General features: G+C 71.8%; 21 protein-coding genes. 11 read left to right on the forward strand and 10 right to left on the reverse strand.

What is annotated here, in order from left to right; all coding sequences use genetic code 11:
• Positions 1 to 389 precede the first annotated feature (389 nt).
• Positions 390 to 1,679 carry a serine--tRNA ligase gene (gene serS / locus ACRRSS_RS35115; protein WP_435974999.1) on the forward strand — a complete coding sequence of 430 codons (1,290 nt, stop codon included), beginning with the start codon at positions 390 to 392 and terminating at the stop codon, positions 1,677 to 1,679.
• Complete coding sequence (locus tag ACRRSS_RS35120; protein ID WP_435975000.1) at positions 1,676 to 2,482, forward strand: HAD family hydrolase; 807 nt, start codon at positions 1,676 to 1,678, stop codon at positions 2,480 to 2,482. Before serS ends, ACRRSS_RS35120 begins: the two co-directional genes overlap by 4 nt.
• A gap of 121 nt (positions 2,483 to 2,603) precedes the next feature.
• On the opposite strand, the gene ACRRSS_RS35125 is transcribed toward ACRRSS_RS35120, so the two are convergent.
• Together ACRRSS_RS35125 and lpdA are read right to left on the reverse strand one after the other, a co-directional pair.
• Positions 2,604 to 3,212, reverse strand: coding sequence for a rhomboid-like protein (locus tag ACRRSS_RS35125; RefSeq protein WP_435975001.1), 609 nt, complete (start codon positions 3,210 to 3,212; stop codon positions 2,604 to 2,606).
• 113 nt (positions 3,213 to 3,325) lie between these two features.
• Positions 3,326 to 4,729 (reverse strand): dihydrolipoyl dehydrogenase, encoded by a 1,404-nt coding sequence (lpdA, locus tag ACRRSS_RS35130; RefSeq protein WP_351894614.1) that lies wholly within the window; start codon positions 4,727 to 4,729, stop codon positions 3,326 to 3,328.
• A 123-nt stretch (positions 4,730 to 4,852) separates the two neighbouring features.
• Here lpdA and ACRRSS_RS35135 point away from each other — a divergent pair, with 123 nt between their 5' ends.
• Together ACRRSS_RS35135 and ACRRSS_RS35140 are read left to right on the forward strand one after the other, a co-directional pair.
• Positions 4,853 to 5,656, forward strand: coding sequence for a FadR/GntR family transcriptional regulator (locus ACRRSS_RS35135; RefSeq protein ID WP_435975002.1), 804 nt, complete (start codon positions 4,853 to 4,855; stop codon positions 5,654 to 5,656).
• Entirely contained in the window at positions 5,656 to 6,960 is a 1,305-nt protein-coding gene (locus ACRRSS_RS35140; protein ID WP_435975003.1) for a CynX/NimT family MFS transporter, read from the forward strand. Before ACRRSS_RS35135 ends, ACRRSS_RS35140 begins: the two co-directional genes overlap by 1 nt.
• A gap of 100 nt (positions 6,961 to 7,060) precedes the next feature.
• Here the strand turns inward: ACRRSS_RS35140 and ACRRSS_RS35145 are convergent, their stop codons facing one another.
• The 4 genes from ACRRSS_RS35145 to ACRRSS_RS35160 are packed head-to-tail and all read right to left on the reverse strand — an operon-like array spanning position 7,061 to position 10,626.
• Entirely contained in the window at positions 7,061 to 7,780 is a 720-nt protein-coding gene (locus tag ACRRSS_RS35145; RefSeq protein WP_435975004.1) for an ABC transporter permease, read from the reverse strand.
• Between the two features lie 14 nt (positions 7,781 to 7,794).
• On the reverse strand, positions 7,795 to 8,706 hold the full coding sequence (locus tag ACRRSS_RS35150) for an ABC transporter ATP-binding protein (RefSeq protein ID WP_435975005.1): 912 nt from the start codon (positions 8,704 to 8,706) through the stop codon (positions 7,795 to 7,797).
• 49 nt (positions 8,707 to 8,755) lie between these two features.
• Positions 8,756 to 9,667 (reverse strand): ABC transporter permease, encoded by a 912-nt coding sequence (locus ACRRSS_RS35155; protein WP_435975006.1) that lies wholly within the window; start codon positions 9,665 to 9,667, stop codon positions 8,756 to 8,758.
• The gene (locus ACRRSS_RS35160) at positions 9,664 to 10,626 is read right to left on the reverse strand and encodes an ABC transporter ATP-binding protein (protein ID WP_435975505.1); all 963 of its coding nucleotides are present in this window, start codon (positions 10,624 to 10,626) and stop codon (positions 9,664 to 9,666) included. The genes ACRRSS_RS35155 and ACRRSS_RS35160 overlap by 4 nt, the downstream gene beginning before the upstream one ends.
• Before the next feature lie 263 nt (positions 10,627 to 10,889).
• Between ACRRSS_RS35160 and ACRRSS_RS35165 the strand changes: the two genes are divergently transcribed.
• From ACRRSS_RS35165 to ACRRSS_RS35190, 6 genes are all read left to right on the forward strand, one after another.
• Positions 10,890 to 11,735, forward strand: a complete 846-nt coding sequence (locus tag ACRRSS_RS35165) for a M24 family metallopeptidase (RefSeq protein WP_435975007.1) — start codon at positions 10,890 to 10,892, stop codon at positions 11,733 to 11,735.
• Positions 11,735 to 13,528, forward strand: a complete 1,794-nt coding sequence (locus ACRRSS_RS35170; protein WP_435975008.1) for an SDR family oxidoreductase — start codon at positions 11,735 to 11,737, stop codon at positions 13,526 to 13,528. The genes ACRRSS_RS35165 and ACRRSS_RS35170 overlap by 1 nt, the downstream gene beginning before the upstream one ends.
• Before the next feature lie 228 nt (positions 13,529 to 13,756).
• On the forward strand, positions 13,757 to 14,686 hold the full coding sequence (locus tag ACRRSS_RS35175) for a MerR family transcriptional regulator (RefSeq protein WP_435975009.1): 930 nt from the start codon (positions 13,757 to 13,759) through the stop codon (positions 14,684 to 14,686).
• Between the two features lie 161 nt (positions 14,687 to 14,847).
• On the forward strand, positions 14,848 to 15,408 hold the full coding sequence (locus ACRRSS_RS35180) for an RNA 2'-phosphotransferase (protein ID WP_435975010.1): 561 nt from the start codon (positions 14,848 to 14,850) through the stop codon (positions 15,406 to 15,408).
• Positions 15,409 to 15,423: 15 nt separating this feature from the next.
• A complete protein-coding gene (locus ACRRSS_RS35185) occupies positions 15,424 to 15,876 on the forward strand; it encodes a hypothetical protein (protein ID WP_435975011.1) in 453 nt (150 codons plus the stop codon).
• Positions 15,877 to 16,004: 128 nt separating this feature from the next.
• Positions 16,005 to 16,898 (forward strand): LLM class flavin-dependent oxidoreductase, encoded by an 894-nt coding sequence (locus ACRRSS_RS35190; protein WP_435975012.1) that lies wholly within the window; start codon positions 16,005 to 16,007, stop codon positions 16,896 to 16,898.
• 43 nt (positions 16,899 to 16,941) lie between these two features.
• Here the strand turns inward: ACRRSS_RS35190 and ACRRSS_RS35195 are convergent, their stop codons facing one another.
• Positions 16,942 to 17,478, reverse strand: coding sequence for a DUF6083 domain-containing protein (locus ACRRSS_RS35195; RefSeq protein ID WP_435975013.1), 537 nt, complete (start codon positions 17,476 to 17,478; stop codon positions 16,942 to 16,944).
• Between the two features lie 322 nt (positions 17,479 to 17,800).
• Between ACRRSS_RS35195 and ACRRSS_RS35200 the strand changes: the two genes are divergently transcribed.
• The gene (locus ACRRSS_RS35200) at positions 17,801 to 18,676 is read left to right on the forward strand and encodes a Cof-type HAD-IIB family hydrolase (RefSeq protein ID WP_435975014.1); all 876 of its coding nucleotides are present in this window, start codon (positions 17,801 to 17,803) and stop codon (positions 18,674 to 18,676) included.
• An 80-nt stretch (positions 18,677 to 18,756) separates the two neighbouring features.
• Here ACRRSS_RS35200 and ACRRSS_RS35205 read toward each other — a convergent pair whose 3' ends face one another.
• Genes ACRRSS_RS35205 through cydB form a run of 3 tightly spaced genes read right to left on the reverse strand, consistent with a single transcriptional unit; the run spans position 18,757 to position 25,225 of the window.
• Complete coding sequence (locus ACRRSS_RS35205) at positions 18,757 to 20,469, reverse strand: GAF domain-containing sensor histidine kinase (RefSeq protein WP_435975015.1); 1,713 nt, start codon at positions 20,467 to 20,469, stop codon at positions 18,757 to 18,759.
• A gap of 20 nt (positions 20,470 to 20,489) precedes the next feature.
• The gene (gene cydD, locus ACRRSS_RS35210; RefSeq protein WP_435975016.1) at positions 20,490 to 24,194 is read right to left on the reverse strand and encodes a thiol reductant ABC exporter subunit CydD; all 3,705 of its coding nucleotides are present in this window, start codon (positions 24,192 to 24,194) and stop codon (positions 20,490 to 20,492) included.
• A 29-nt stretch (positions 24,195 to 24,223) separates the two neighbouring features.
• Positions 24,224 to 25,225 (reverse strand): cytochrome d ubiquinol oxidase subunit II, encoded by a 1,002-nt coding sequence (cydB, locus tag ACRRSS_RS35215; protein ID WP_435975017.1) that lies wholly within the window; start codon positions 25,223 to 25,225, stop codon positions 24,224 to 24,226.
• Positions 25,226 to 25,240: the final 15 nt, after the last annotated feature.

Here is a 25,240-nt window from a genome sequence, read left to right on the forward strand (position 1 = left end):
GTCCCCGCTCGACCTGGGGACAAGTCGACAGCTCGCCCCGACAAGGTCGACAAATCGCCCTAGTCACTCCCCGGCCCCACGCGACTGTCCACAGCGCCGGAAGCCGCCCTCGTCAGCGCCCCTCGCCCCATCAACTCTTTGGGCGAGCAATTCCCACCCAAATGAGTGCCTCAATGGCGTTTGGTCACAGAATTCCCAAGGGCGGAGCGGGAAATCACCGCGATCTCCCCCGTAGTCCACAGATCTTCCACACAGCCTGTGGATAACTGAATGCGAAGGCCCGAAGCCCAGCATTTCCCAGGTCTCAATTCGGGCAAAACAACACGCGTGGCAACACGCGTGACGTTATCCGGTGGGGGCGGGCGAACACGCACCGGTAGCCTGGTGGGGTGATTGACCTTCGCCTGCTCCGTGAGGACCCCGACCGTGTTCGCGCCTCCCAGCGCGCCCGTGGAGAGGACGTCGCGCTCGTCGACGCCCTGCTCTCCGCCGATGAGCGGCGCAGGTCGTCCGGCGTCCGCTTCGACGAGCTCCGATCCGAGCAGAAGGCGCTCGGCAAGCTGATCCCCAGGGCCACGCCCGAGGAGCGCGCCGAGCTCCTCCAGAAGGCCGAGCAGCTCAAGACCGACGTCAAAGCCGCCGAGGCCGAACAGAACGAGGCCGACGAGACGGCCAAGCAGCTCCTGCTCCAGCTCGGGAACATCGTCCACGCGGACGTCCCGGTCGGCGGCGAGGAGGACTTCGTCGTCCTGGAGACGCACGGCACCATCCGCGACTTCGCGGCCGAGGGCTTCGAGCCCAAGGACCACCTGGAGCTCGGTGAGGCGCTCGGCGCCATCGACGTCGAGCGGGGCGCCAAGGTCTCCGGCTCGCGCTTCTACTACCTGACCGGTGTCGGCGCCCTCCTGGAGCTCGCCCTGGTCAACGCGGCGATCGCGCAGGCCACCGAGGCCGGCTTCATCCCCATGCTGACCCCGGCACTGGTCCGACCGCGCGCCATGGAGGGCACCGGCTTCCTCGGCCAGGCCGCGGAGAACGTGTACCACCTGGAGAAGGACGACTACTACCTCGTCGGCACGTCCGAGGTGCCCCTCGCGGCGTACCACATGGACGAGATCATCGACGCGGACAAGCTGCCGCTGCGGTACGCGGGCTTCTCGCCCTGCTTCCGCCGCGAGGCCGGCACGTACGGCAAGGACACCCGGGGCATCTTCCGCGTCCACCAGTTCGACAAGGTCGAGATGTTCTCGTACGTCGCGCCCGAGGACGCGGAGAACGAGCACCAGCGGCTCCTGGACTGGGAGAAGCAGTGGCTGACCGGTCTTGAGCTGCCGTTCCAGGTCATCGACGTCGCCACCGGCGACCTCGGCGCCTCCGCCTCCCGCAAGTTCGACTGCGAGGCGTGGATCCCGACCCAGGGCAAGTACCGCGAGCTGACCTCGGCCTCGAACTGCAACAGCTTCCAGGCCCGCCGGCTCTCCGTCCGCATGCGCGACGAGCAGGGCGGCAAGAAGACGGTGCAGCCGCTGGCCACCCTGAACGGCACGCTGTGCGCCGTCCCGCGCACGATCGTGGCGATCCTGGAGAACCACCAGCTCGCCGACGGTTCGGTGCGGGTGCCGGAGATGCTGCGGCCCTACCTCGGCGGCCGTGAGGTCCTGGAGCCGATCGCCAAGTGAGCCCCTTCCCCTACCGCCTGGTCGCGACGGATCTCGACGGCACGCTGCTGCGGGCCGACGAGTCCGTCTCGGCCCGCACGCGGGACGCGCTCACCGCCGCCACGGAGGCGGGCGCCGCGCACATCGTCGTCACCGGCCGGGCGGTGCCCTGGACCCGGCACATCCTCGACGACCTCGGGTACGAGGGCATCGCGGTGTGCGGCCAGGGCGCGCAGGTCTACCACGCGGGAGAGCACCGACTGCTCACCTCGCTGACCCTGGACCGGCAGCTGGCCGGGCTCGCCCTGTCGAAGATAGAGGCGGAGGTCGGCCCGCTGGCGCTGGCCGCCAGCCGCGACGGTCTGGAGGGCGAGGTCCTGATGGGCCCCGGCTACCGGGCGCACCCGGGGCCGCTGCCGTACGTGCCGTACGAGGACCCGGCGGAGCTGTGGGCGGCGCCGCTGACCAAGCTCTACCTCCAGCACCCGACGCTGTCGGACGACGAGCTGACCAGGGCCGCCCGCGCGACGGTCGGCGGTCTCGTGGACGTCGTCATGGCGGGGCCCGGGGTCGTGGAGATCCTTCCGCTCGGCCTGAGCAAGGCGACCGGTCTCTCGCTCGCCGCGCGCCGGCTGGGGGTGAAGGCGGCGGAGACGATCGCCTTCGGCGACATGCCGAACGACATCCCGATGTTCGGCTGGGCGGCCCACGGCGTGGCCATGGGCAACGCGCACGACGAGCTGCGAGCGGTCGCGGACGAGGTCACGACCTCGAACGAGGAGGACGGCATCGCCGTCGTCCTGGAGCGCCTGCTGTCGGCCTGACCGGGACCCCATGGGTGGAGCGAGCCCGGCGAAGAGAGAAGGGGCGGCCCGCGCGGACCAGGTCCGCGCGCTCGAAGTGGCCGCCCCTCCCTTCGGAGGATCCCCCGTGCCCTCCGTACAACTAGTGTGCGCCCGGCCCCCATTCGGGGGCGAGCGATTTTCCTCCCCGGGTGAGCGGGTAGCAGGCCAGGCCGATCGCCAGTGAGATCACGTGCCCGAGGTCGGTGTACGTGCGCTCGGCGGCGAACGGTACGGCGAAGAAGGCCACCACTCCGGCGAGGTAGAGCCAGCGCCAGGGGCGGGCCAGCCGGTAGGCGAGGAGGCCCGCGGAGGCGGCGAGCCCGTAGCTGACCCCGATGTCGACGACGTGCGCCATGCTGCGCGGCACGTCGTGGTGGCGGATGGCGATCAGGACGACCTGCTGGCTGATCAGGGTCGCCGCGACATGGGCGGTGGCGACGACGACGAGCCATTTCGCGGTGCCGAGCCAGCGTTCCACGGGCGCGTGGATCAGTTCGAAGAGGGCCGCGTACAGCAGGAGGCCGGCCGGGTCCTCGATCCAGAACGCGCTGCCGAGCAGGGCTCGCAGTGGGTGGTGCGCGAGCTGGTGGAGGTTGCTGCTGTTGCGGTGGAGCAGATAGGTGTCGACGCTCTCGGGGGTCAGCGCGATGACGAGGCTGGTGATCGCGATGACCGCCAGCCAGAGATGCGTACCGGGTGACGAACGCACCCACGACCTGATCGGTCGGGACGGTTCGCCACCCGGCGGGGCTCCGCTGGTTCCACTGCTTCCGGCTTCGATCGGCACCTTTCAGTGCCTATCACCCGAAGCTGGGAGAAACCTCAGAAATTGATCATGTGTCCGGCAATGCCGTGGATGGCTTCCTTCACTGCCTCGCCGAGGGTCGGGTGGGCGTGGACGTTCCGCGCGACCTCGTGGACGGTGAGGTCCCACTGCTGGGCCAGGGTCAGCTCGGGCAGCAGCTCGGTGACGTCGGGGCCGATGAGGTGGGCGCCGATGATCTCGCCGTGGGTCCCGTCGGCGATGATCTTGACGAAGCCGGTGGCGTCGCCGAGACCGTGCGCCTTGCCGTTCGCCACGAACGGGAACTTGGCGACCTTGACGTCGAAGCCCTTCTCGCGGGCCTGCGCCTCGGTCCAGCCGAAGCTGGCGATCTGCGGCTGGCAGTAGGTCGCGCGCGGGATCATCGGGTAGTCGAGTTCCATCGTCTCGGCGTCCCCGATGGTCTCGGCCGCGATGACGCCCATGGCCTCGGCGGTGTGCGCGAGCATCAGCTTCGCGGTGACGTCACCGATGGCGTAGATGTGCGGCACGGAGGTGCGGCAGCGGCCGTCGACGTCGATCGCGCCGCGCTCGGTCAGGGCGACGCCGGTGGCCTCCAGGCCGTAGCCGGTGACGTTCGGGGCGAAGCCGATGGCCTGGAGGACCTTGTCGGCCTCCAGCACCTTCTGGGCGCCGTCCTTGCCGGTGACGGTGACGCGGACCTGCGGGCCGGACTCGTCGATGGCCTCGACGCGGGTCGAGGTCAGGACGTCGATGCCGAGCTTGCGGTACTGCTTCGCCAGCTCCTTGGAGACCTCTTCGTCCTCCAGCGGGGCGATCCGGTCGAGGAACTCGACGATCGTGACCTTGGTGCCGTAGTTGTTGAGGACGTACGCGAACTCGATGCCGATCGCGCCGGCTCCGGCGATGATGATCGACTGCGGGGCGTCCTCGGCGAGGATCTGCTCCTCGTACGAGACGACGCGCTCGCTGCGGGCGGTGCCCGGGAGCAGGCGCGGGGTGGCGCCGGTGGCGATGATGCAGTTGTCGAACTGGATCGTCTCCGAGGTGCCGTCGGACTTGGCGACCTGGAGGGTGTTCGCGTCGAGGAAGGTTCCCCGGCCGTCGAACTCGGTGATCCCGTTCTTCTTCATGAGGAAGTGGACGCCCTTGACGCGGCCGTCCGCGACCGAGCGGCTGCGGCGGAACGCCTCGGTGTAGTCGAAGGAGACGGTGCCGTCCACCTTGATGCCGAAGGTCTTGGCCTCGTGGTTGAAGATGTGGGCCAGTTCCGCGTTGCGCAGCAGTGCCTTGGTGGGGATGCAGCCGACGTTCAGGCAGACACCGCCCCAGTACTTCTCCTCGACGACCGCGACCCGCTTGCCCAGCTGGGCGGCGCGGATGGCGGCGACGTAGCCGCCGGGGCCAGCTCCGAGTACGACGACGTCGAAGCGGTCTGACATGACTGACTCCCGAGGGTGGTGAGGGTGTTCGGTCCGCGTACGGCCCCACAGTAGTCCGGAGTACCGGCCGCAGTCAGTTGTAGGATGACTGGGCAACCGGGCATATCGGGAGGTCGGAGCGGCATGGCACTCAGGGCGGCGGGACGGACCTCGCTGGTGGACTCCGTCGTGGAACAGCTGCGTACGCAGCTCACGGACGGTGAGTGGGCGGTCGGCGACCGCATCCCGACCGAGCACGAGCTCGCGCAGCAACTCGGCGTGGGCCGCAACACCGTCCGCGAGGCGCTCCGGGTCCTGGTCCACGCGGGCCTCCTGGAGTCCCGTCAGGGCAACGGCACCTTCGTCAGGTCGACCGCGGATCCGGCGGCCGTCCTGCGCGGGGTCCGGCACGCGGGCGCGGCCGACGTCCTCGAACTCCGGGTCGCCCTGGAGGCCGAGGCCGCCCGGCTCGCGGCGGCACGACGGGACACCCACGACCTGCTGCGGATGCGGGCGGCGCTGACCACCCTGCGCGAGGAGGGGGACCGGGACGCGGACGCGGACCTCGCCTTCCACCTGGCGGTCGTCGGCGCGACCCACAACGCCGCCTTCGTCGAGGTCTACCGCTTCTTCTCGGCACAGGTCCACGAGGTCCTCGTGGAGGCCCTCGGCGACCGGGAGATGCCACCGGTCGACATCGACGCCCATGAGGCCCTCGTGGCGGCGATCGAGGCGGGCGACCCGGAGGCGGCCGAGCGGCAGGCCCGCGAGCTGCTGCGGCCACCGATGGAGACGGTCGCGGCGCTGACGTCACCCACGTCGCCCCCATCTCCGGCCTCCCCGGCGTCCCCCGCCACCTCGGCGTCCTCGGCGTCCCCCACGCCCTCGACCTCCCCGACCTCCCCGGCGTCCCCGGCGTCCTCGACGTCCCCGGCGGAGCGCTCCTGATGGGCGCCGAGATACGGACGCCGGGATCCGCCGAGACCCGTACGACGGCTTCCGCCCCGCCCGTGCTCGTCGACGCCGAGGCCGGGGTCCGGGCGTCGGCGTCCGGAGCGGCGGCCCGGCGGGCCCTGCTCGCGCATCCCGCACTCCTCCTGATCGGGATCGTGCTGGCCTCGCTGAACATGCGGGTCGCGCTGGCCGGCGTGGCGCCCCTGGTCGGAGAGATCTCCGCGGCCTTCGGGCTCTCCGCCACGGCGACCTCGCTCGTGACCTCGGTGCCCGTCCTGTTCCTCGGCGTGGGCGCGATGGTCGCGCCCTGGCTGGGGCGCCGGTTCGGTGCCGAACGCGTGCTGTTCGCGGCGCTGCTCCTGCTCGGCGTCGGCATCCTCGCGCGCGTGCTGCCCTCCGTGTACGCGCTGTACGGCGGCGGCATCCTCGTCGGCACGTCGATCGCCCTGCTCAACGTGCTGATGCCGGGCCTGATCAAGCGTGACTTCCCGGACCGGGCGGCCGCGATGACCTCGGTCTACACGGGCGCGATGATCGCGGGGGCGACGCTGGCCGCCGCGGCCGCCGTGCCGCTGGAGAAGGCGCTCGGCGGCGGCTGGGAGGGCTCGCTCGCCTTCTGGTCGCTGCTCGCCGCCGTCGCCGCCCTCGCCTGGCTGCCCCAGGTCCTGATCGCCCGGGGCCGGACGGGCCACGGGGTACGGGCCGTCCCGGCCACCGCCTCCCGTCCGGTGAGCGTCTGGCGCTCGGCGCTGGCCTGGCAGGTCACCCTGTTCATGGGCCTGCAGTCGCTGTGGTCGTACGTGTTGATCGCCTGGATGCCGACGATCTTCACCGACCACGGCATGAGCCGCTCCACCGCCGGTGTCGTCTTCGCCTTCAACAACCTGATCCAGGTCGCGGGTGCCTTCGTTGTGCCGCTGCTCGCCGGCCGGATGCGGAGCCAGCGCCCGCTGATCGTCCTCGTCACCACGCTCGTCGCGGCCGGCTACGCCGGTCTGATGGTGGCGCCGGTGGAGGGGGCCTGGCTCTGGTCGGCGGTGCTCGGTGTCGGCCAGGGCGGTGCGGTCGGTCTCGCGCTGACCCTCATCGTGCTGCGCTCCGGGGACGCGGTGACCGCGGCCCGGCTGTCCGGCATGGCCCAGACGGTCGGCTATCTGCTCGCCGCCGCGGGCCCGCTGGCGGCCGGCGCCCTCCACCAGGCCACCGGCTCCTGGACGCTGCCGATCTGTGTGGTCCTCGGCGTCTGCGCGGCCGCCCTCGGCGTGGGGCTGCTCGCCGCCCGGGACCGGACGGTGTGAGAGGAGGGGGTTGCGGTACGGCTCCGGGGTGGGGCTCCCGGGGTGGGGCGCCCGGGGTGGGGCGCCCGCCCTCGGAGCCGTACCGCTTCCTCTTCGGTTTCTACTCCTCGCCCGCCAGGGTCAGGGTCCGCAGCTTGTGGCCGGCGAACCAGGTCGCCACGACCGTGACCGCCACGAGGAGGACGGTCGCCGTGGTGAGTCCGACCTCGGAGTCGATCAGACCGTCACCGGTGACCTTCTCCGCGAGGGCGAGCGACCACTGCTGGACGCTCAGGGTCTTGGCTCCGGAGATCAGGGAGCCGAAGAGGGTCTCCCAGACCAGCGCGTAGACGAGGCCGATGACCACCGCGTGCCGGCTGACCGTGCCGAGCAGCAGGAACAGCGCGCTGTAGGCGATGGAGGCCACCAGCGCCGCCACCGTGTACGCGACCGCCACCTGCTGGCCGTTGCCGTTGAGGACGAATCCGGCGATGAACGTCGGCACCGCCGAGAAGACCATGGTCACGGCGATCGCCACGATGAGCTTCGTGAAGATGATCGAGGACCGCTTCACCGGCTTGGACAGCAGGTAGACGATCGAGCCGTCGTCGATCTCCGGACCGATCGCGCCCGTCCCGGCGATCACGCCGATCAGCGGCACCATCGTGGCCAGCGCGAAGCCGCCCAGGACGTCGGCGGCGACCTGGTCGTCCGCCCCGTTGAAGGCGCGGACCGCCGCCGCGATGAGCACCAGCAGAGCGGGCAGCAGGAAGAGGATCAGCGCCCGTCGGCGGCCGAGGAGGGCCCGGTAGGTGAGCCGGGCGACTGTGGGGTTGTACATCGGTCAGGCTCCTTTCAGGCCGCGACGAGGTAAGAGAAGACCGATTCGAGGGACTCGTCCGAAGGCGAGACGGTCAGGAGGCGGATGCCCTGGTCCTTCGCGACCCTGGGCAGCAGCTCCGTGAACCGCCCGAAGTCCACCGCCTGGACGCGCAGTCCGCCCTCCACCTGGTCGACCTCGATCCCGGCCGTGGACGGGTCGGCGATCAGCGCGGCGGCCAGCGCCCGGTCGTCGCTCGAGCGGACGAGATAGCGGTGCGGCCGGTCCGTCATGAGTCGGCGGATCTTGCGGAAGTCACCGGAAGCCGCGTGCCGCCCGGCCACGATCACCTCGATGTGGGAGGCGAGCTGCTCGACCTCCTCCAGGATGTGCGAGGAGAAGAGGACCGTGCGGCCCTCCGCCCCCATCCGCCGCAGCAGGTCCATCAACTGCATGCGCTGGCGCGGGTCCATGCCGTTGAACGGCTCGTCCAGGAGCAGCACGGACGGCTCGTGCACGAGGGCCGAGGCCATCTTCACGCGCTGCCGCATGCCCTTGCTGTACGTGGAGATCTTCCGGTCCTGTGCGTACTCCATCTCGACCGTGGCGAGGGCCGCCTGGGCCTCCTTGTCGCCGAGGCCCTGGAGTTCCGCGTTGGCCACGACGAACTCGCGGCCGGTGAGGAAGTCGTACATCGCCTCCCGCTCGGGGACGACACCGATCTGGCGGTAGACCGACTCGTTCCCCCAGATCTTCTGCCCGTCGAGCGTGACGCTGCCGGTGGAGGGGTCGAGGAAGCCGCCCATCATGTTGATCAGGGTGGACTTCCCGGCGCCGTTGGGGCCGAGGAGGCCGGTGACACCCGGGCCCACCGTCATCGTGACGTCGTTCACGGCCACGACGTTTCCGAACCAGCGGGAGACGTGGTCGATGGAGAGGGTACTCATGGGCGCGGCCCATTCCTTTGAGGGGTGGCGGCGGGCGAAGGGAAGGCGGTCACAGCCCGACCTTTCGGTAGCGGCGCATCAGGACGCCGTACGAGCCGGCGATGAGCGCGAGGACGACCAGCACGTAGACCACGCCGGCACCGGTGCTCGGACCCCCGAGTTCGGGGAAGCCCGGAGGGGCGCCCAGGAAGGCGCTCTGCACGCCGTCGATGAGGGTCATCGGCGAGAAGAGGCCGAGCCACTGGATGGCGCCCTCGTTCTCGGTGGCGAAGGCGATGCCCATGAGGGTGGAGACCGCCCCGTACGAGACCGTCAGGACGGCGATCACTGCGGCGACGCCGAAGCCGCGGCGCGGGGTGAGGGCCGCCATGACGAGTCCGATGCCGCCGAAGAGCACCGAGAGCAGCGCCACGGAGACCAGTCCCTGGCCGAACATCCTGGTCTGCTCGGCGAAGTCCATCTTGGCGAGCAGCGAGCCGATCCAGAGGATCAGCAGCGGCGAGGCGGTCAGGATGAAGAGCGCCGAGGCCATCGCGCCGAGCTTGGCGAGGACGTAGTCCGCGCGCTCGATCGGTCGGGAGAAGTACAGCGGCACCGTCCGGAACCGGAGGTCCCGGGAGACCGACTGCGGTGCCTGCGAGGCCAGGTAGATGCTGATGACGACCTGGAGGTAGATCGCGTACTGCGTGTACTCGATCGAGAGCTTGGACTGCTTCCCGACCACGGCGACCGCGACGAGGATCAGCGCCGGGACGCACATCACGGCGAACAGGAGCATCGGCAACACCTTCGACTTGGCGCTGCGGCCGAGGCCGTAGGCACCGCGCAGGGACTGCGAGAAGAGCGACCGGCGCGCGTAGGCCCGGCCGAGGCGCGGGCCGTCGTAGGACCGGTAGCCGATGTTGTGGATCCGGGTCGTGTCGGGAGCGGCCTGGGAGGGCTGGGGGATCTGGGTGCTCATCGGGCCGGCACCTCCTCGTGCTGGGGCGCCTCGGGGCGGAAGACCTCGGCGATGTGGTGGCGGCGCTGCTCCATGCGGACGAGACCGAGGCCGAGGCCGGCGACGGTGTCCCGCACGAGGTCGTACGTCTCCTCGCCCGGAGCCTCCAGGAGCAGGATGTGTCCGGCGCCGGGCAGGCCGTCCTCCACGCCCGCGTGGATCGTGACGCCGGCGCTCCCCAGGGCCGCGCGGAGCGCCGCCGTGCCGTCCGGGTGGGTGTCCGAGTCGGTGACCTCGACGGCGAGCGTCGTGGTGGTCCGGGTGAAGTCGCTGGTGGAGCTGGAGCGGAGCAGCCGGCCGCCGTCGATGACGACGACGTGGTCGCAGGTGCGCTCCAGCTCGCCGAGGAGATGCGAGGTCACGAGGACGGAGATGCCGAAGTCGGTCCAGACGCGGCGGATCAGTCCGAGCATCTCGTCCCGGCCGACCGGGTCGAGGCCGTTGGTCGGCTCGTCGAGGAGGACCAGCTTCGGGTCGTGGACGAGGGCCTGGGCGAGCTTCACCCGCTGCTTCATACCCGTCGAGTAGCCGCCGATAGGGCGGTAGCGCTCCTCGTACAGGCCGACGTGGCGGAGGGTGTCGGCGGTCCGCTCCCGGGCGGCGGTCGCGGGCAGGCCCGACATCCGCGCCATGTGGACGACGAACTCGGTGGCCGAGACGTCCGGGGGCAGGCAGTCGTGCTCCGGCATGTAGCCGACCTGCTCACGGATCTGCCCACCGGAGGTGCTGACGTCGAGGCCGAGCACCTCGGCGCGGCCCTCCGTCGCGGGGGAGAGTCCGAGCAGGATTTTGATCATGGTGGACTTGCCGGCTCCGTTGGCACCCACGAGTCCGGTCACACCGGGCCCGATGTCCAGGGAGAGCCGGTCAAGAGCGGTCACCCGGGGGAACCGCTTGCTGAGGCTTTCGGTCGCGATCACAGTCACGCCTACGACGGTAGTGGTGTGCGCCACAGCGGTCGTCAGCCCAACGGCTCGATCCTTCTCCGACTACAGGAGTACAAGCCAGTAGGGGAGGTCGCGACGAAAGTCTTTTTCCACAGGTCCGCGGCCGGGTCGGCCGTCGGGTTTTCCACAGGGCGTCGTCGGACCTCTTGACTCAGCCGCCGGGCATTGTCACATTCATCGGTGTCAAGTTACGAACGCGTAGCGCAGCCGGGCGCTCACACGGGACGGCGGGTGGCATGGCCTCAGTGGTGACAGGCGAACTCTCCGCGGAGCTGCGGGGGTTCAGGGAAGTACAGCGGCTCTCCTATGAGTGCGCGGAGGCCGTCGCGGCGCAGCTCAGGCCCGGAGTGACCGAGCGCGAGGCCGCGCGGATGCAGCGGGAGTGGCTGTACGAGCGGGGAGTGCGGGACTGGTTCCACCGGCCGTTCGCCTGGTTCGGCGACCGCACGGCCTTCGTCGACTTCAGGATCCCGCTGCAGTTCTTCCCGACGAACCGGCGTCTTGAGGCGGGGATGCCGTTCATCCTCGACATGGCCCCGGTCTACAAGGGGCACACGGCCGACATCGGCTACAGCGGCTGCCTGGGCCTCAACCCCCTGCACGACAAGCTGCTCGCCGACCTCGCGGACCACCGCGAGCTGATTCTGCGCGAGGTGCGCGAGCGGCGCACGCTCCGCGAGATCTACCAGGACGTGGACCGGCTCATGGTCCGCCAGGGGTACGCGAACCGGCACCGGGCCTACCCCTTCGGCGTGATCGCCCACAAGATCGACCGGGTGAAGGAGCGCCGCTGGTCGCCGACGGTCTTCGGCTTCGGCACCCAGGCGCTCAAGGGCCTCGCGAGTGACGCCCTGCACGGCCACCGGGACGGCTGGTCGCCGCTCTGGTCGCCGTACAAGTTCTCCGACCACCCGCCCAGACCGGGCCTGTGGGCGGTCGAGCCGCACCTCGGATTCCGGGGTACGGGCGCGAAGTTCGAGGAGATCCTGGTCGTCACCGACTCCCGGGACCCCGAGCAGAGCGCGTTCTGGCTGGACGACGATCTGCCGCACGTGCGGCGCTGGAACGAGGGGACGGTCTGATGGCGGGAAGCGCGGGTCTCACCGGGGCGCGGGAGCGCTGGGTACGGACGGGCGGGCTCGAACTGTGCGTCGCGGAGCTCGGCGAGACGGGCCGGCCCACCGTGCTGCTCGTGCACGGCTACCCGGACTCCAAGGAGGTGTGGTCGGAGGTCGCCGTCCGGCTCGCCGAGGACTTCCACGTGGTGCTGTACGACATCCGGGGCCACGGCCGCTCCACGGCACCGACCCCGCTGCGCGGCGGCTTCACCCTGGAGAAGCTGACCGACGACTTCCTCGCGGTCGCCGACGCCGTCAGCCCGGACCGGCCGGTCCACCTCGTCGGCCACGACTGGGGCTCGGTGCAGTCCTGGGAGTTCGTCACCGTGCCCCGCACCGAGGGCCGGATCGCCTCCTTCACCTCGATGTCGGGGCCCTCCCTCGACCACTTCGGGCACTGGATCAAGCAGCGGATGACCCGGCCCACCCCGCGCCGGGTCGGCCAGCTCCTCGGACAGGGCGCCAAGTCCTGGTACGTGTACATGCTGCACACGCCCGTGCTGCCGGAGCTCGCCTGGCGCGGCCCGCTCGGCAAGCGCTGGCCGAAGATACTGGAGCGCGTCGAGAAGGTGCCGGCCGGCGACTACCCGACGCCCTCGCTGCCGAGCGACGCGGCGCACGGCGCCTGGCTCTACCGGGACAACGTCCGCGCGCGGCTCGGCCGTCCGCGACCCGACGCGTACGCGCACGCGCCCGTGCAGCTGATCACGCCGACCGGTGACGCCTTTCTCTCCGAGCGGCTCTACGACGACCTGGGCCGCTGGGTGCCGGACCTGACCCGGCGCACGCTGCCCGCGAAGCACTGGGTGCCGCGCACCCGGCCGGACCAGCTCTCCGCCTGGATCGGCGCGTTCGTCCAGGCCAACGAGGAGCCGGGCGCCAAGGCGCCGAAGCCCGTCGCGGCGAAGAGCGGGGTGAAGCCGGAGTACACGGAGCGGTTCGGCGGCCAGCTGGTCCTGGTGACCGGGGCGGCCAGCGGGATCGGACGGGCCACCGCCTTCGCCTTCGCCGAGGCCGGCGCCCGGGTCGTGGCCGTGGACCGGGACGCCGAGGGCGCGGTCCGCACGGCCGAGATGGCCCGGCTGATCGGCGCCCCGGAGGCCTGGGGCGAGACCGTCGACGTAGCCGACGAGCAGGCGATGGAGAAGCTGGCCGCCAAGGTGGCGAGCGAGTACGGGATCGTCGACGTCCTCGTCAACAACGCGGGGATCGGGCTCACCGGCTCCTTCTTCGACACCACGAGCGAGGAGTGGCAGCGGGTCCTCGACGTCAACCTGTGGGGCGTGATCCACGGGTGCAGGGTCTTCGGCGCGCAGATGAGGGCGCGCGGTCAGGGCGGCCACATAGTGAACACCGCGTCCGCCGCCGCGTTCCAGCCCTCCCGCGCCCTGCCCGCGTACAGCACGTCGAAGGCGGCGGTGCTGATGCTCAGCGAGTGCCTACGTGCCGAGTTGGCCGACCAGGGCATCGGGGTCTCCGCGATCTGTCCCGGCATCGTCAACACGAACATCACGGCGACCGCGCGGTTCGCGGGGGTCACGGACGAGGCGGAGGAGAAGCGGCGCCAGAAGAAGGCGTCCCGGCTGTACGGCCTGCGGAACTATCCGCCGGAGAAGGTCGCGGACGCGATCCTGGGCGCGGTCCTGCACGACCGCGCGGTCGTGCCCGTGACGCCGGAGGCCCGGGGCGCCCACTTCCTCTCCCGGCTGAGCCCGGGGACGCTGCGGGCGCTCGCCCGCTGGCAGCCGCCGACGTAGGGAGGGGTTCGGGGCGGTCGCCGCGCGGGGGAACGGTTCGGGGGCCCGCGCGGGGTCCGGTTCGGGGGCGGTCGCGCGGGTCCGGTTCGGGGGGGGCGGTCGCGCAGGGTCCGGATTCGGGGTGCGTTCGCCCGCGCGGGGGAACGGTTCGGGGCGGCGGTCGTACGATCCCCTTCCAGGAAGGGCCTCGCGGCGGCGGGGTGGAGCGAGCGGTCGGTGGGAGCGGGTTTGTCCGAGCAGTCAGCACAGCCGGAGTACCGGATCGAGGATCTCGCCCATCACAGCGGGGCCACGGTCCGGACGATCCGCGCCTACCAGGACCGCGGGCTGCTGCCCCGTCCCGAGCGGCGCGGCAGGTCGAACGTGTACGGGGACGCGCACCTCGCACGGCTCCGGCAGATCGCCGACCTCCTCGACCGCGGCTACACCCTGGCCTCGATCAAGGAGCTCCTGGAGGCCTGGGACACCGGCCGGGGCCTCGGCGGGGTGCTCGGTCTGGTCGCGGAGGTCCACGGCCCGTGGACGGACGAGGAGGCGGACCGGATCTCCCGCGCGGAGCTGGACGCCCGGTTCGGCGGCACCCCGGACGAGGACGCCATCAGGGAGGCCGTCGCGCTCGGCGTGCTGGAGCCGCTTCCCGGCCGGGAGACGGAGGAGTACCTCGTACCGAGCCCCCAGGAACTCGCGGTGGCCGCCGAGTTGTACGCGGCGGGGGTGCCCCTCGCGGCAATCACCGGTCATCTGAGGGAACTTCGCGATCAGGTGGAGCACATCGCCTCCCGCTTCCTGGAGTTCACGACGGAGTACGTCTTCGCGCGCTATCTGGAGCACCGGCCGCCGACGGACGCGGACGCGGCCGAGGCGGCGACGATGGTGCGACGGCTCCGGCCACTCGCGCAGCAGACGGTGGACGCCGAACTCGCCCGGGCCATGCGCCTGTTGGCCACCCGCCATCTTCAGATCCATCTGGCGCCCGACGTGCACCACGCGAAGGACGACGAGCCGCGCCCGGTGGCGCTACCGGCCGGGACCGTACGGGCCGTTCAGAGCCTCGTGGGTCCGGATCAGGTCGCGGCTTTCGTCGCCGCCGCCACGGAACGAGAGCTACACAAAAGAACATTGGACACACTTACCTCAAGTGTCCCCATAGTGGACTAATTTACCCAATCCACCTGAAATGCAAAGCCTGTTGTCCACAGAATTGCCAACTAGCCTGTGGATAAGTCGTCTTGGCTGTGGATCAAACCTGCTCTTCCCCATCAATGGTTCGGCGATCAAAATCGATGGTCCGGCGATCCGGGCTCCGGCATCCTGACGGAATGACCCGACCACAACCGCCGGACGAACGCCGCACGGTGAAAGTCTCGAAGTACCTCTCCAAGCATCTGCGCCACCAGCCCGAGCGCATCGGCCTCGTCCTCGACGCACACGGCTGGACCGAGATCGACACACTGCTCGGAGCCACCGCGCGGAACGGCTTCCCGATCACCCGCGAGGAACTCGACCACGTCGTCGCGACCAACGACAAGAAGCGCTTCGCGATCGAGGGCACCCGCATCCGCGCCAGCCAGGGCCACACCGTAGAGGTGGACCTCGACCTGCCGCCCGCCGAACCGCCCGCGTACCTCTACCACGGTACGGTCGCGGACCGGCTCCCCGCGATCCGGGCGGAGGGGCTGCGCCCCATGGCCCGCCACCACGTGCACCTCTCCCCCGACCGCGAGACCGCGACCCGGGTCGGCGCGCGTCGCGGACGGCCGGTGGTGCTCAGCGTCGACGCCGGCGCCATGCACCGGGCCGGGCACGTCTTCCGCGTCAGCGCCAACGGCGTCTGGCTGGCCGACGCCGTCCCGCCGGAGTTCCTCCGCCTCCCCGACTGAGGCATGATCGTTCCCATGGCACACCCGCACCTGCCCAGCACCGAGGCGGCCGTGACCGCGATCCGCGCCATCGCCCAGGAGTTCCACCTGGAGATGACGGTCACGGACGACATCGGTGCGGACCAGACCTCCCGGCGTACCTCCTCCGGCGCGTTCGCCGTCCTCGACCCGGACGGCTCGCTGCCGCACGAGGCCTATGTCGAGCTGGGCGGCTCCCCCTCCGTGACGGTCCAGATCTTCCCCGAGGACGACGCCCGGATCATCGTGGACGGCATCGAGTTCGCGGACGTGCCCCGCGACGCCGTCCCCGCCTTCCTCCGCTCGGTCCACGGCGGCCTCGCCCATGTGAAGGGCCGCTTCTTCCCGCCCGGCTGGTGGCTGATCGTCCCGCTGCCGGGTGACGAGACGTACAAGGAACTCGTTCCCGAGGCCTCGCTCACCCCCTGGCTGAACAGCCGGGTCCGCTGACCCGGCCTCCCTCCTCTCCCGCACCCCGTGCGGGCATCCGCCCCTTCGCCCGGAGCCTTCCCGCGCCCCGTGGGGGCATCCGCCCCTCGGCCCGGAGCCCCCGCCCCTCGCGCGCGTAGGGTGGCGTCATGCGCTTGAGTACGGTGATCCTCCCCATCCACCGATGGAGCGAGGGGCAGAAGACCTGGCGGCGGGCCGAGGACCTCGGGTTCCATGCCGCGTACACCTACGACCACCTGTCCTGGCGGACCTTCCGGGACGGCCCGTGGTTCGGGGCGCTCCCCACCCTCACCGCGGCGGCTACGGCCACCGAACGCATCCGCCTCGGCACCCTCGTGACCTCGCCGAACTTCCGGCATCCGGTGACGCTAGCCAAGGAGCTGATGTCGCTCGACGACATCTCCGACGGGCGCGTCACCCTCGGCATCGGCGCGGGCGGCAACGGCTTCGACGCCACCGCGCTCGGCCAGGAGCCGTGGACGCCGAAGGAGCGGGCGGACCGCTTCGGCGAGTTCGTCGCCCTGCTCGACCGGCTGCTCACCGAGGAGTCCGTGACGGAACGGGGGACGTTCTACTCGGCGAACGAGGCCCGGAACATCCCCGGCTGCGTCCAGCGCCCCCGGCTGCCGTTCGCGGTCGCGGCGACCGGGCCGCGCGGGCTGCGGCTCGCCGCGCGATACGGGCAGGCGTGGGTGACGACCGGCGACCCGAAGATCTTCGAAGAGGGCACCCCCGAGCAGTCGGTGGCGGCGCTGCGCGGCCAGATCGAGAAGCTCGGCAAGGCGTGCGCCGAGACCGGCCGGGAAGTCGCCGAACTCGACAAGGTCCTCCTGACCGGCTTCACCCCGGACCGCGGCAGGCCGCTGGAGTCCCTGGACGCCTTCGTCGACTTCGCCGGGCGCCACCGCGAGCTGGGCTTCACCGAGATCGTGATCCACTGGCCGATCCCGGACTCCGACTTCGCGGCCGACCAGGCCGTCTTCGAGCGGATCGCCACGGAGGCCCTCGCCCAGCTGGGCTGACGGGCGACGCCCACGTCAGGGCGAGGGGCCTTCGCCCGGCGGATCAGGCGATCCGTCGGGCATGGCCCCGCCACAGGGCGAGCAGGACCGGGGCGCCGACCGGAGCGGGGCCGGCCGCGCAGACGTCGAAATGGCTGACCCGGCAGGTGTCGGACGGAACGGCGGAGCCCAGGTTGACCGCGGTGCCGTCGCCCGCGACGCGCCAGCGACTGCCGGCCGGAACGGCGCCGGCCGTCAGCTCCCCGGGCTCGATCAGGATCCAGCGGCCGTGGACCGTACGGTGCCACGCGGCCCGGGCCCCACACCTGGCGCAGGCCGCGGTGGCCGCTGTCGCGGATCTCGCCGGGCCCGGTACGACTCCGGCGCCCCAGGCCTCCGGCACGACCGACCCGGATCGGGCTTCCCGCCCACCACCTCCGTACCTGGCGTCCCGTCCACCACCTCCGTACCCGAGCTCCCGGGCGGCGCCCCCGTACCCGGCCTCGCCACCAGCGCCCCCGGATCTGGCCTCCGGTACACCGACCGTGGGGCGGACCGCGAACGTCGCCGCGTCGACCAGGCCCGCCAGGACATCGCCCACCAGCACAGGATCCCGCGTGGCCCGGCGCGTTCCGGAGCCCTCACACCCCGCGCACAGGGCCATGCCGAGGCTCGCGACCCACGTCCCGTACGGCCCACCGCAGGAGTCGCACTCGTCGCTTCGCCGACCCACGCCCATGCCCCGCCCCCTTGAGACACCATCAGCTCTCAGGGATCTTCCCCGTCACCCGGAAAACGAACGGACGTTTACGGCCACATCGGGGCGTGAACACCGGCCGCCACGGTCCGCGGCCACCCGAATTCGACCACTCATATGTGCGGCTCCCCGCACGCCCGTGCGTCCGGTGCGGAAGAATGGCGCGGTGACCTCTCTCCGTTCCCCGCGTACTCCCGCCCCGGCGCCCCGGCTGATCGCCACCGACCTCGACGGCACGCTGCTGCGCGACGACAAGTCCGTCTCCGAGCGCACGGTCGCCGCCCTCGCCGCGGCCGAGCAGGCCGGGATCGAGGTCTTCTTCGTCACCGGCCGCCCGGCCCGGTGGATGGATGTCGTCAGGGACCACGTCCACGGCCACGGCCGGGCGATCTGCGCCAACGGCGCGGCCGTCGTCGACCTCCACGCGGGCGGCACCTTCCTGGAGGTGCGCCCGCTGGAGCGGCCGGTCGCCCTCGACGTCGTCCGGGCCCTGCGCGCCGCCGCGCCCGGGACCTCCTTCGCGGTCGAGCTCACCACCGGCATCCACTACGAGCCGCTGTACCCGCCCTTCTTCCTCGACCCCGGCGCGACCGTCGCCACCGCCGAGAAGCTCCTCTTCGAGGAGGCGCCCGGCGCCGCGGCCCCGGTGCTCAAGCTGCTCGCCCAGCACCCGGAACTCGACCCCGACGCGTTCCTGGCCGTGGCCAGGGAGGCCGCGGGAGACCTGGCCTCGTTCACCCGCTCCAGCCCCACCGCCCTCATCGAGATCAGCGCGCTCGGCGTCTCCAAGGCCTCCACGCTCGCCCTGTGCTGCGCGGAGCGCGGCATCTCGGCCGAGGAGGTCGTGGCCTTCGGCGACATGCCCAACGACATCGAGATGCTCAGCTGGGCGGGCCGCTCGTACGCGATGGGCAACGCCCATCCGGACGTGTTCACCGCCGCCTCGGGCCGAACGGCCGGCAACAACGAGGACGGGGTGGCCGTCGTCATCGAGCGGCTGGTGACCGAGGCGGTGGACGCGGCCGGGAACGGCACGGCCTGATCACCCCTGCCTCCGCCCAGGCTCTGCTCCGGCCTCGGTCGGGTCTCCGGTCCGGTGGGCCCGCGCCCGCACGCCACCCGCTACAGCGGGGCCTCCCACACCACCGTCGTACCGCCGCCGTCCTCCCCGATCCCCGGCCCGCACCAGCTCGCGCCGCCCAGCGACTCGGCCCGGCGCGCCAGGTTGCGCAGACCGCTGCGACGCCCGCCCGCCGGGAGGCCGATTCCGTCGTCCGCGACCTCCAGGCGTACCCCCGCGGAGCCGTCGGGCAGGGTGACTCCAGCGTCGACGACCACCTCGATCCGGCCCGCCTCCGCGTGCCGGAAGGCGTTGGAGAGCGCCTCGCGGAGGGCGGCGATGAGGTTCTTCCCGGTGAGGTCGCCGACCGTCGCGTCGATCGCGCCGAGGAAACGGTGCGCGGGCTTGAAGCCCAGCGGCACGGCGGCCATGTTGATCTCCCGCAGCACCCGGGTGCGCAGCCCCGACGGGGCCTCGGCGGGCCCCTGCTGGAGCGCGAAGATCGCCGTACGGATCTCCTGGATGGTCACGTCCAGCTCGTCCACGGCCTTGCCGACACCCTCGCGCACGGCCGGCACGATCGACCTGCGCTGGGCGCTCTCCAGCATCATGCCGGTGGCGAAGAGCCGTTGGATGACGAGATCGTGCAGGTCACGGGCGATCCGGTCACGGTCCTCGTAGACGGCGAGCCGCTCCCGGTCGCGCTGTGCGTCGGCCATCATCAGGGCGAGAGCCGCCTGCGAGGCGAACTGGGTGGCGAGCGTCCGCTCCGTCTCCGTGAACTGGCGGGCGCCCCGCGCCCGGGGGGTCGCGAGCGCGCCGAGCACCCGCCCGCCGCTCTGCAGCGGCAGCATCATGCTCGGCCCGTACGGGGAGGTCAGCCGGCTGATCATGCGCGGGTCGGTCGACGCGTCCGTCACGAAGACCGCTTCTCCGTCCAGGAGCCGCTCCACCACGGCGCTCTCGGGCGGGATGACCACACCGAGGGACTTCGTCGGGCGGGGCGAGGCGACGGCGACGATCTCCAGACCGCCGTCCTCGGCGGGCAGCAGCACGATCCCCGCGTCCGCGTCGGCGAGGCGGCGGGCCTGTTCGGCGACGACCGCGAGGGCGTCGTCCGCGTCGCCGCCGGAGAGCAGCGCGGTGGTGACGGCGACCGAGCCGTCGATCCACCGTTCGCGCTGGCGGGCGGCCTCGTACAGGCGGGCGTTGCCGATGGCGATGCCGGCCTCGGTGGCGAGCACCCGGACCATGTGGACGTCGTAGTCGTTGAACTCGCCGCCGCCGCGCTTCTCCGCGAGGTACAGGTTGCCGAAGATCTCGCCCTGGACCCTGATGGGAACGCCCAGGAAGCTGCGCATCGGGGGATGCCCCGGCGGGAAGCCGGCCGCGCGCCGATCGGTGGAGAGGTCGGCGAGGCGGATCGTCTGGGGGTCGCGGATCAGCGCGCCGAGCAGCCCGGCGTGGCCGTCGGGGCGATGGCCGATCCGACGGGCCGTCTCCTCGTCGACGCCGAAGGTGACGAAGTCGGACAGTCCCTTGCCCTCCTCGTCGACGACGCCGATCGCGGCGTAGCGGGCGTCGGCGAGTTCGGCGGCGGTCTCGCAGATACGGTCGAGGGTGGAGTGGAGTTCGAGCCCGGTACCGACCGAGCGCATGGCCTCCAGCAGCTGCGGTACGCGGGCGGTGAGCTCCGTGGACAGCCCCTGGAGGCTGCGGGTGGCCTGGGTGGCTGCTTCCAGGGGGTCCGGGGCGTCGGACGCTGCGGCGGTCATGGGCTTGAGCCTAGTAAGTCCTATTTGGCGAGGAAAGTCGGCCGCTCCTCACCGGGCTGCGCCACACCGGCCCGCACGGCGCGGGCCCGCTCCGCACCGGCCGCCCCGGGGACGGCCAGCAGGTCGGTCTCCCGCTCCTGTTCCAGCATCCGGCGGAGCGGACCGTCCGCCTCGGCCAGTTCCGCGTACGGGCCGCGCTGCACGGTCCGGCCCCCGTCCAGGACCAGCACCTCGTCGACCGCGTCGAGGCCGTGCAGACGGTGGGTGATGAGGACGGTCGTACGGCCTTCGGTGGCCCGCAGCAGATCGTCGGTGAGCGCGTCGGCGGTGGCCAGGTCCAGGTGCTCGGCCGGCTCGTCGAGGACGAGGACGGGGAAGTCGGCGAGCAGGGCGCGGGCGAGCGCCAGGCGCTGGCGCTGACCGCCGGAGAGCTGGGACCCGTGCTCACCCACGAGCGTGTCGAGCCCGTCCGGCAGCCCGTCCACCCAGTCCAGCAGCCGGGCCCTGCGCAGCGCCTCGCGCAGCTCCTCGTCGCTCGCCCCGGTCCGGGCGAGCCGCAGGTTCTCGCGGACGGAGCTGTCGAAGAGGTGCGCGTCCTGGGCGCAGAGGCCGACGAGCCGCCGGACCGCGTCGCCGTCGAGCTCCCAGGCGGGCACCCCGCCCAGCCGGTACGTGCCGAACTCGACGTCCAGGAACCGGAGCAGCACCTGGGCGAGCGTGGTCTTGCCGGAGCCGGAGGTGCCGACGACGGCGACCCGGCGTCCGGCCTCCAGGGTGAGCCGGAAGTCGCTGAGCGCCGCCCGGTCCTGCCCGGCGTACCGGGCGGAGAGTTCGGCCAGCTCCAGCGGGAACGGGCTCGCCGGGGGAGCCTCCGGCCGGGCCGGCTCGTGTACGGGCACGGGGGCGTCGAGCACCTCGAAGACCCGCTCGGCACTGTGCTTGACGCGCTGCCGGTACTGGACGGCGAGCGGAAGCGCGGCGACCCCCTCGAAGGCGGCGAGCGGTGTGAGGACGACCACGGCGAGGGCCACTCCGGCGAGCCGCCCGTCCTCCACCGCCTGGACGCCGACGAGCGCGGCGGCCGCGACCGTCAGGCCGCACACCAGGGCGGAGAGTCCGGCGCCGAGCGCGGTGGCCGCGGCCTGCCGGGAGGCGATGCCGGTGAGCGCACGGTCGGCTTCGCGGGCGCGTTCGATCCTGCCTCGCAGCGCACCGGCCACCGTCAGCTCGGCGCAGCCGCGGAGCACGTCGGCCACGGCGCTCGCCAGGGTGCCGCGGGCGGGGGCGAGTCGTCGTTCGGCCCGGCGGGCGAGCGTCCCGCCGATGGCCGGTACGGCGAGACCCGCGACCAGGAGACCCACGGCGAGGACGGCGCCGGCCTCGGGGAGGAGCCAGGCGGTGAACCCGACGGAGGCCACGCCGACGACGAGGGCGGCGCCCGCCGGGAGCAGCCAGCGCAGCCAGTAGTCCTGGAGCGCGTCGACGTCCTGGACGAGCCGGGCGAGCAGGTCCCCGCGGCGCGTGCGGCGCAGCCCGGCCGGGGCGATCCGCTCCAGGCGGCGGTAGACGGAGACCCGGAGCTCGGAGAGCATCCGGAGCACGGCGTCGTGCGAGACGAGCCGCTCGGCGTACCGGAAGACGGCCCGTCCGATACCGAAGGCGCGCGTGGCGGTGACGGCCACCATCAGGTAGAGCACGGGCGGCTGTTCGGAGGCGCGTGAGATCAGCCAGCCGGAGACGGCCATGAGCCCGACGGCGGAGCCGAGGGCGAGGCTCGCGAGGAGGAGCGCGAGCGCCATCCGCCCCTTGAGCTCCCCGGCCATGTCCCGGACCCGCTTGAGGAGCGACCCACCGGATACGGGCTCCCGCCGCGCCTGCGGGCACGCATCCGCACCGAGGGAGTACGCCTCCGGTTCGGAGTGCGCCCCCGCACCGAGGGGGTACGCCTCGGCGTCGGAGTGCCCTTCCCCACCGAGGAGGTACGCCTCCGCGTCGGGTCCGGCGCCCCCCTCGCCCCCGGCCGCCTCGACGGTCTCCGGCACGGCCGGATCCCCCTCGCCCCGCTGCGTGGCGACCGTGGCGGCCCGGGCGGGCCCGCCGACGGTCACCACCCGGTCCGCGACAGCGAGCAGCGCCGGCCGGTGCGCCACCAGGAGCACGGTCCGTCCCGCCGCGAGGCGTCGTACCGCCTCCACCACGCCCGCCTCGGTCTCCCCGTCGAGCGCGGCCGTCGGCTCGTCGAGGAGCAGCAGGGGCCGGTCCGCCAGGAACCCCCGGGCGAGGGCGAGACGCTGCCGCTGGCCTGCCGAGAGTCCGGCGCCGTCCTCTCCGAGCCGGGTGTCGAGCCCCTCGGGCAGCTCCGCGACGAACCCGTCCGCCCCGGCGTCCCGCAGCGCCTCCCGTACGGCCTCGTCGGAGGCGTCCGGGCGGGCCAGACGGACGTTCTCGGCGATCGTCCCCGCGAAGAGGTGGGGGCGCTGGGGCACCCAGGCGATCCGCGAACGCCAGGCCTCCAGGTCTAGCGTGGCGAGGTCCTCGCCGCCGACGTGGACGGACCCGCCGTGCTCGGGCACGACGAACCCGAGGACGACATCGAGCAGCGTCGACTTCCCGGCTCCGCTCGGCCCGACCAGGGCCACCGTCTCGCCCGGTTCGACTGTTAGCGTCGCAGCGTCGAGCGAGGGCTCGGCCCGGCCGGCGTGTCGTACCGTCACCCCGTCGAGCGCAAGCCGTACGGAGTCAGGGGCGGCGCCCGTGCCCCCGTCCCGAACCGGCTGCTCCAGGACGTCGAAGATCTCCTCCGCCGCCGCGAGACCCTCCGCTGCCGCGTGGAACTGCGCTCCCACCTGGCGCAGCGGGAGGTACGCCTCGGGCGCCAGGATCAGGATGACGAGTCCGGTGTACAGGTCGAGTTCGCCGTGGACGAGCCGCATGCCGATGGTCACGGCGACGAGCGCGACCGAGAGCGTCGCGAGGAGCTCCAGGGCGAAGGAGGAGAGGAAGGCGATCCGCAGGGTGCGCATCGTGGCCTGCCGGTACTCCGAGGTGATCGCGCGGATCGACTCGGCCTGGGCCTTCGCCCGGCCGAAGATCTTGAGAGTGGGAAGGCCGGCCACCACGTCAAGGAAGTGGCCGGAGAGCCGGGAGAGCAGCTTCCACTGCCGGTCCATCCGGGCCTGGGTGTACCAGCCGATGAGGATCATGAAGACCGGGATGAGGGGCAGGGTGACGACGATGATCGCCGCCGAGACCCAGTCCTCGGTGACGATCCGGGCCAGCACCGCCACCGGCACGACCACCGCGAGGCCGAGCTGGGGCAGATAGCGGGCGAAGTAGTCGTCGAGGGCGTCCACGCCCCGGGTGGCGAGGGCGATCAGGGAACCGGCCTTCTGGCCGCTCAGCCAGCCCGGCCCGAGTGCGGCCGCGCGGTCGAGAAGGCGACCGCGAAGTTCGGACTTCACCGCCGCGCTCGCCCGGTGGGCGGCGAGCTCGGTCAGCCAGGAGACCAGCGCCCGTGCCGCCGCGACTCCCACGAGCAGCAACAGGGCGGTGGTCAGATCGGAGACCGACCGGCCCTCCTGGAAGGACCCCACCACGATCTCGGCGATGAGCATCGCCTGGGCGATGACCAGCGCCGCCCCGACAAGGCCGAGTCCGACCACCGCGATCAGGAAGACTCGGGTGGCCCGGGCGTACCGGAGCAGGCGCGGATCGATCGGTTTCACGTGAAACATGCTCCCCTGGGAAGGGCCGGCTAGTGGGCGTCGGCGATGTGCTGCGTACCGATCCGCTTGCGGAAGACCCAGTAGGTCCAGCTCTGGTAGAGCAGCACCAGCGGGGTCGCGATCGCCGCGCACCAGGTCATGATCTTGAGCGTGTACGGGCTGGACGACGCGTTCGTCACGGTAAGGCTCCACTCCGGGTTGAGCGAAGACGGCATGACGTCCGGGAAGAGCGCGAGGAAGAGCATCGCCACGGCTGCGGCGATGGTGATGCCCGAGAGAGCGAAGGACCAGCCCTCGCGACCCATCTTGATCGCGCCGATCGCACCGACCAGGGCCACCACCGCGATCAGCATCGCCGCGAAGCTCCAGCTGTCCCCGGTGTCGATCTGGGTCCAGATCAGGAAGCCGAGCGCCAGCGCGGCCGTCACCAGGCCCAGCTTGAGCGCGAGCGCCCGGGCCCGGGTGCGGATGTCGCCCACCGTCTTGAGTGAGGCGAAGACGGCGCCGTGGAAGGTGAAGAGGGTGAGCGTGACCAGGCCGCCGAGGAGCGCGTAAGGGTTCAGCAGCTCCCAGAAGGTGCCGACGAACTCCATGTCCGCGTCGATCTTCACGCCCCGGACGATGTTCCCGAAGGCCACGCCCCAGAGGAACGCAGGGATCAGCGAGGTCCAGAAGATGGCCTGCTCCCAGTTGCGCTGCCACTTCTCCTCGGGCCGCTTCGCCCGGTACTCGAAGGCGACACCCCGGACGATCAGACAGACCAGGATGATCAGCAGCGGCAGGTAGAAGCCGGAGAAGAGCGTCGCGTACCACTCGGGGAAGGCGGCGAAGGTCGCGCCGCCGGCGGTGAGCAGCCACACCTCGTTGCCGTCCCAGACGGGTCCGATGGTGTTGATGAGGACCCGCTTCTCGACCCGGTCACGGGCGAGCAGCTTGGTGAGGATGCCGACCCCGAAGTCGAAGCCTTCGAGGAAGAAGTAGCCGATCCAGAGGATCGCGATGAGTACGAACCAGACGTCGTGGAGTTCCATGCCTCGATCTCCTGA

This window comes from Streptomyces sp. Qhu_M48 (assembly GCF_051305195.1).
Classification (GTDB): Bacteria; Actinomycetota; Actinomycetes; order Streptomycetales; family Streptomycetaceae; genus Streptomyces.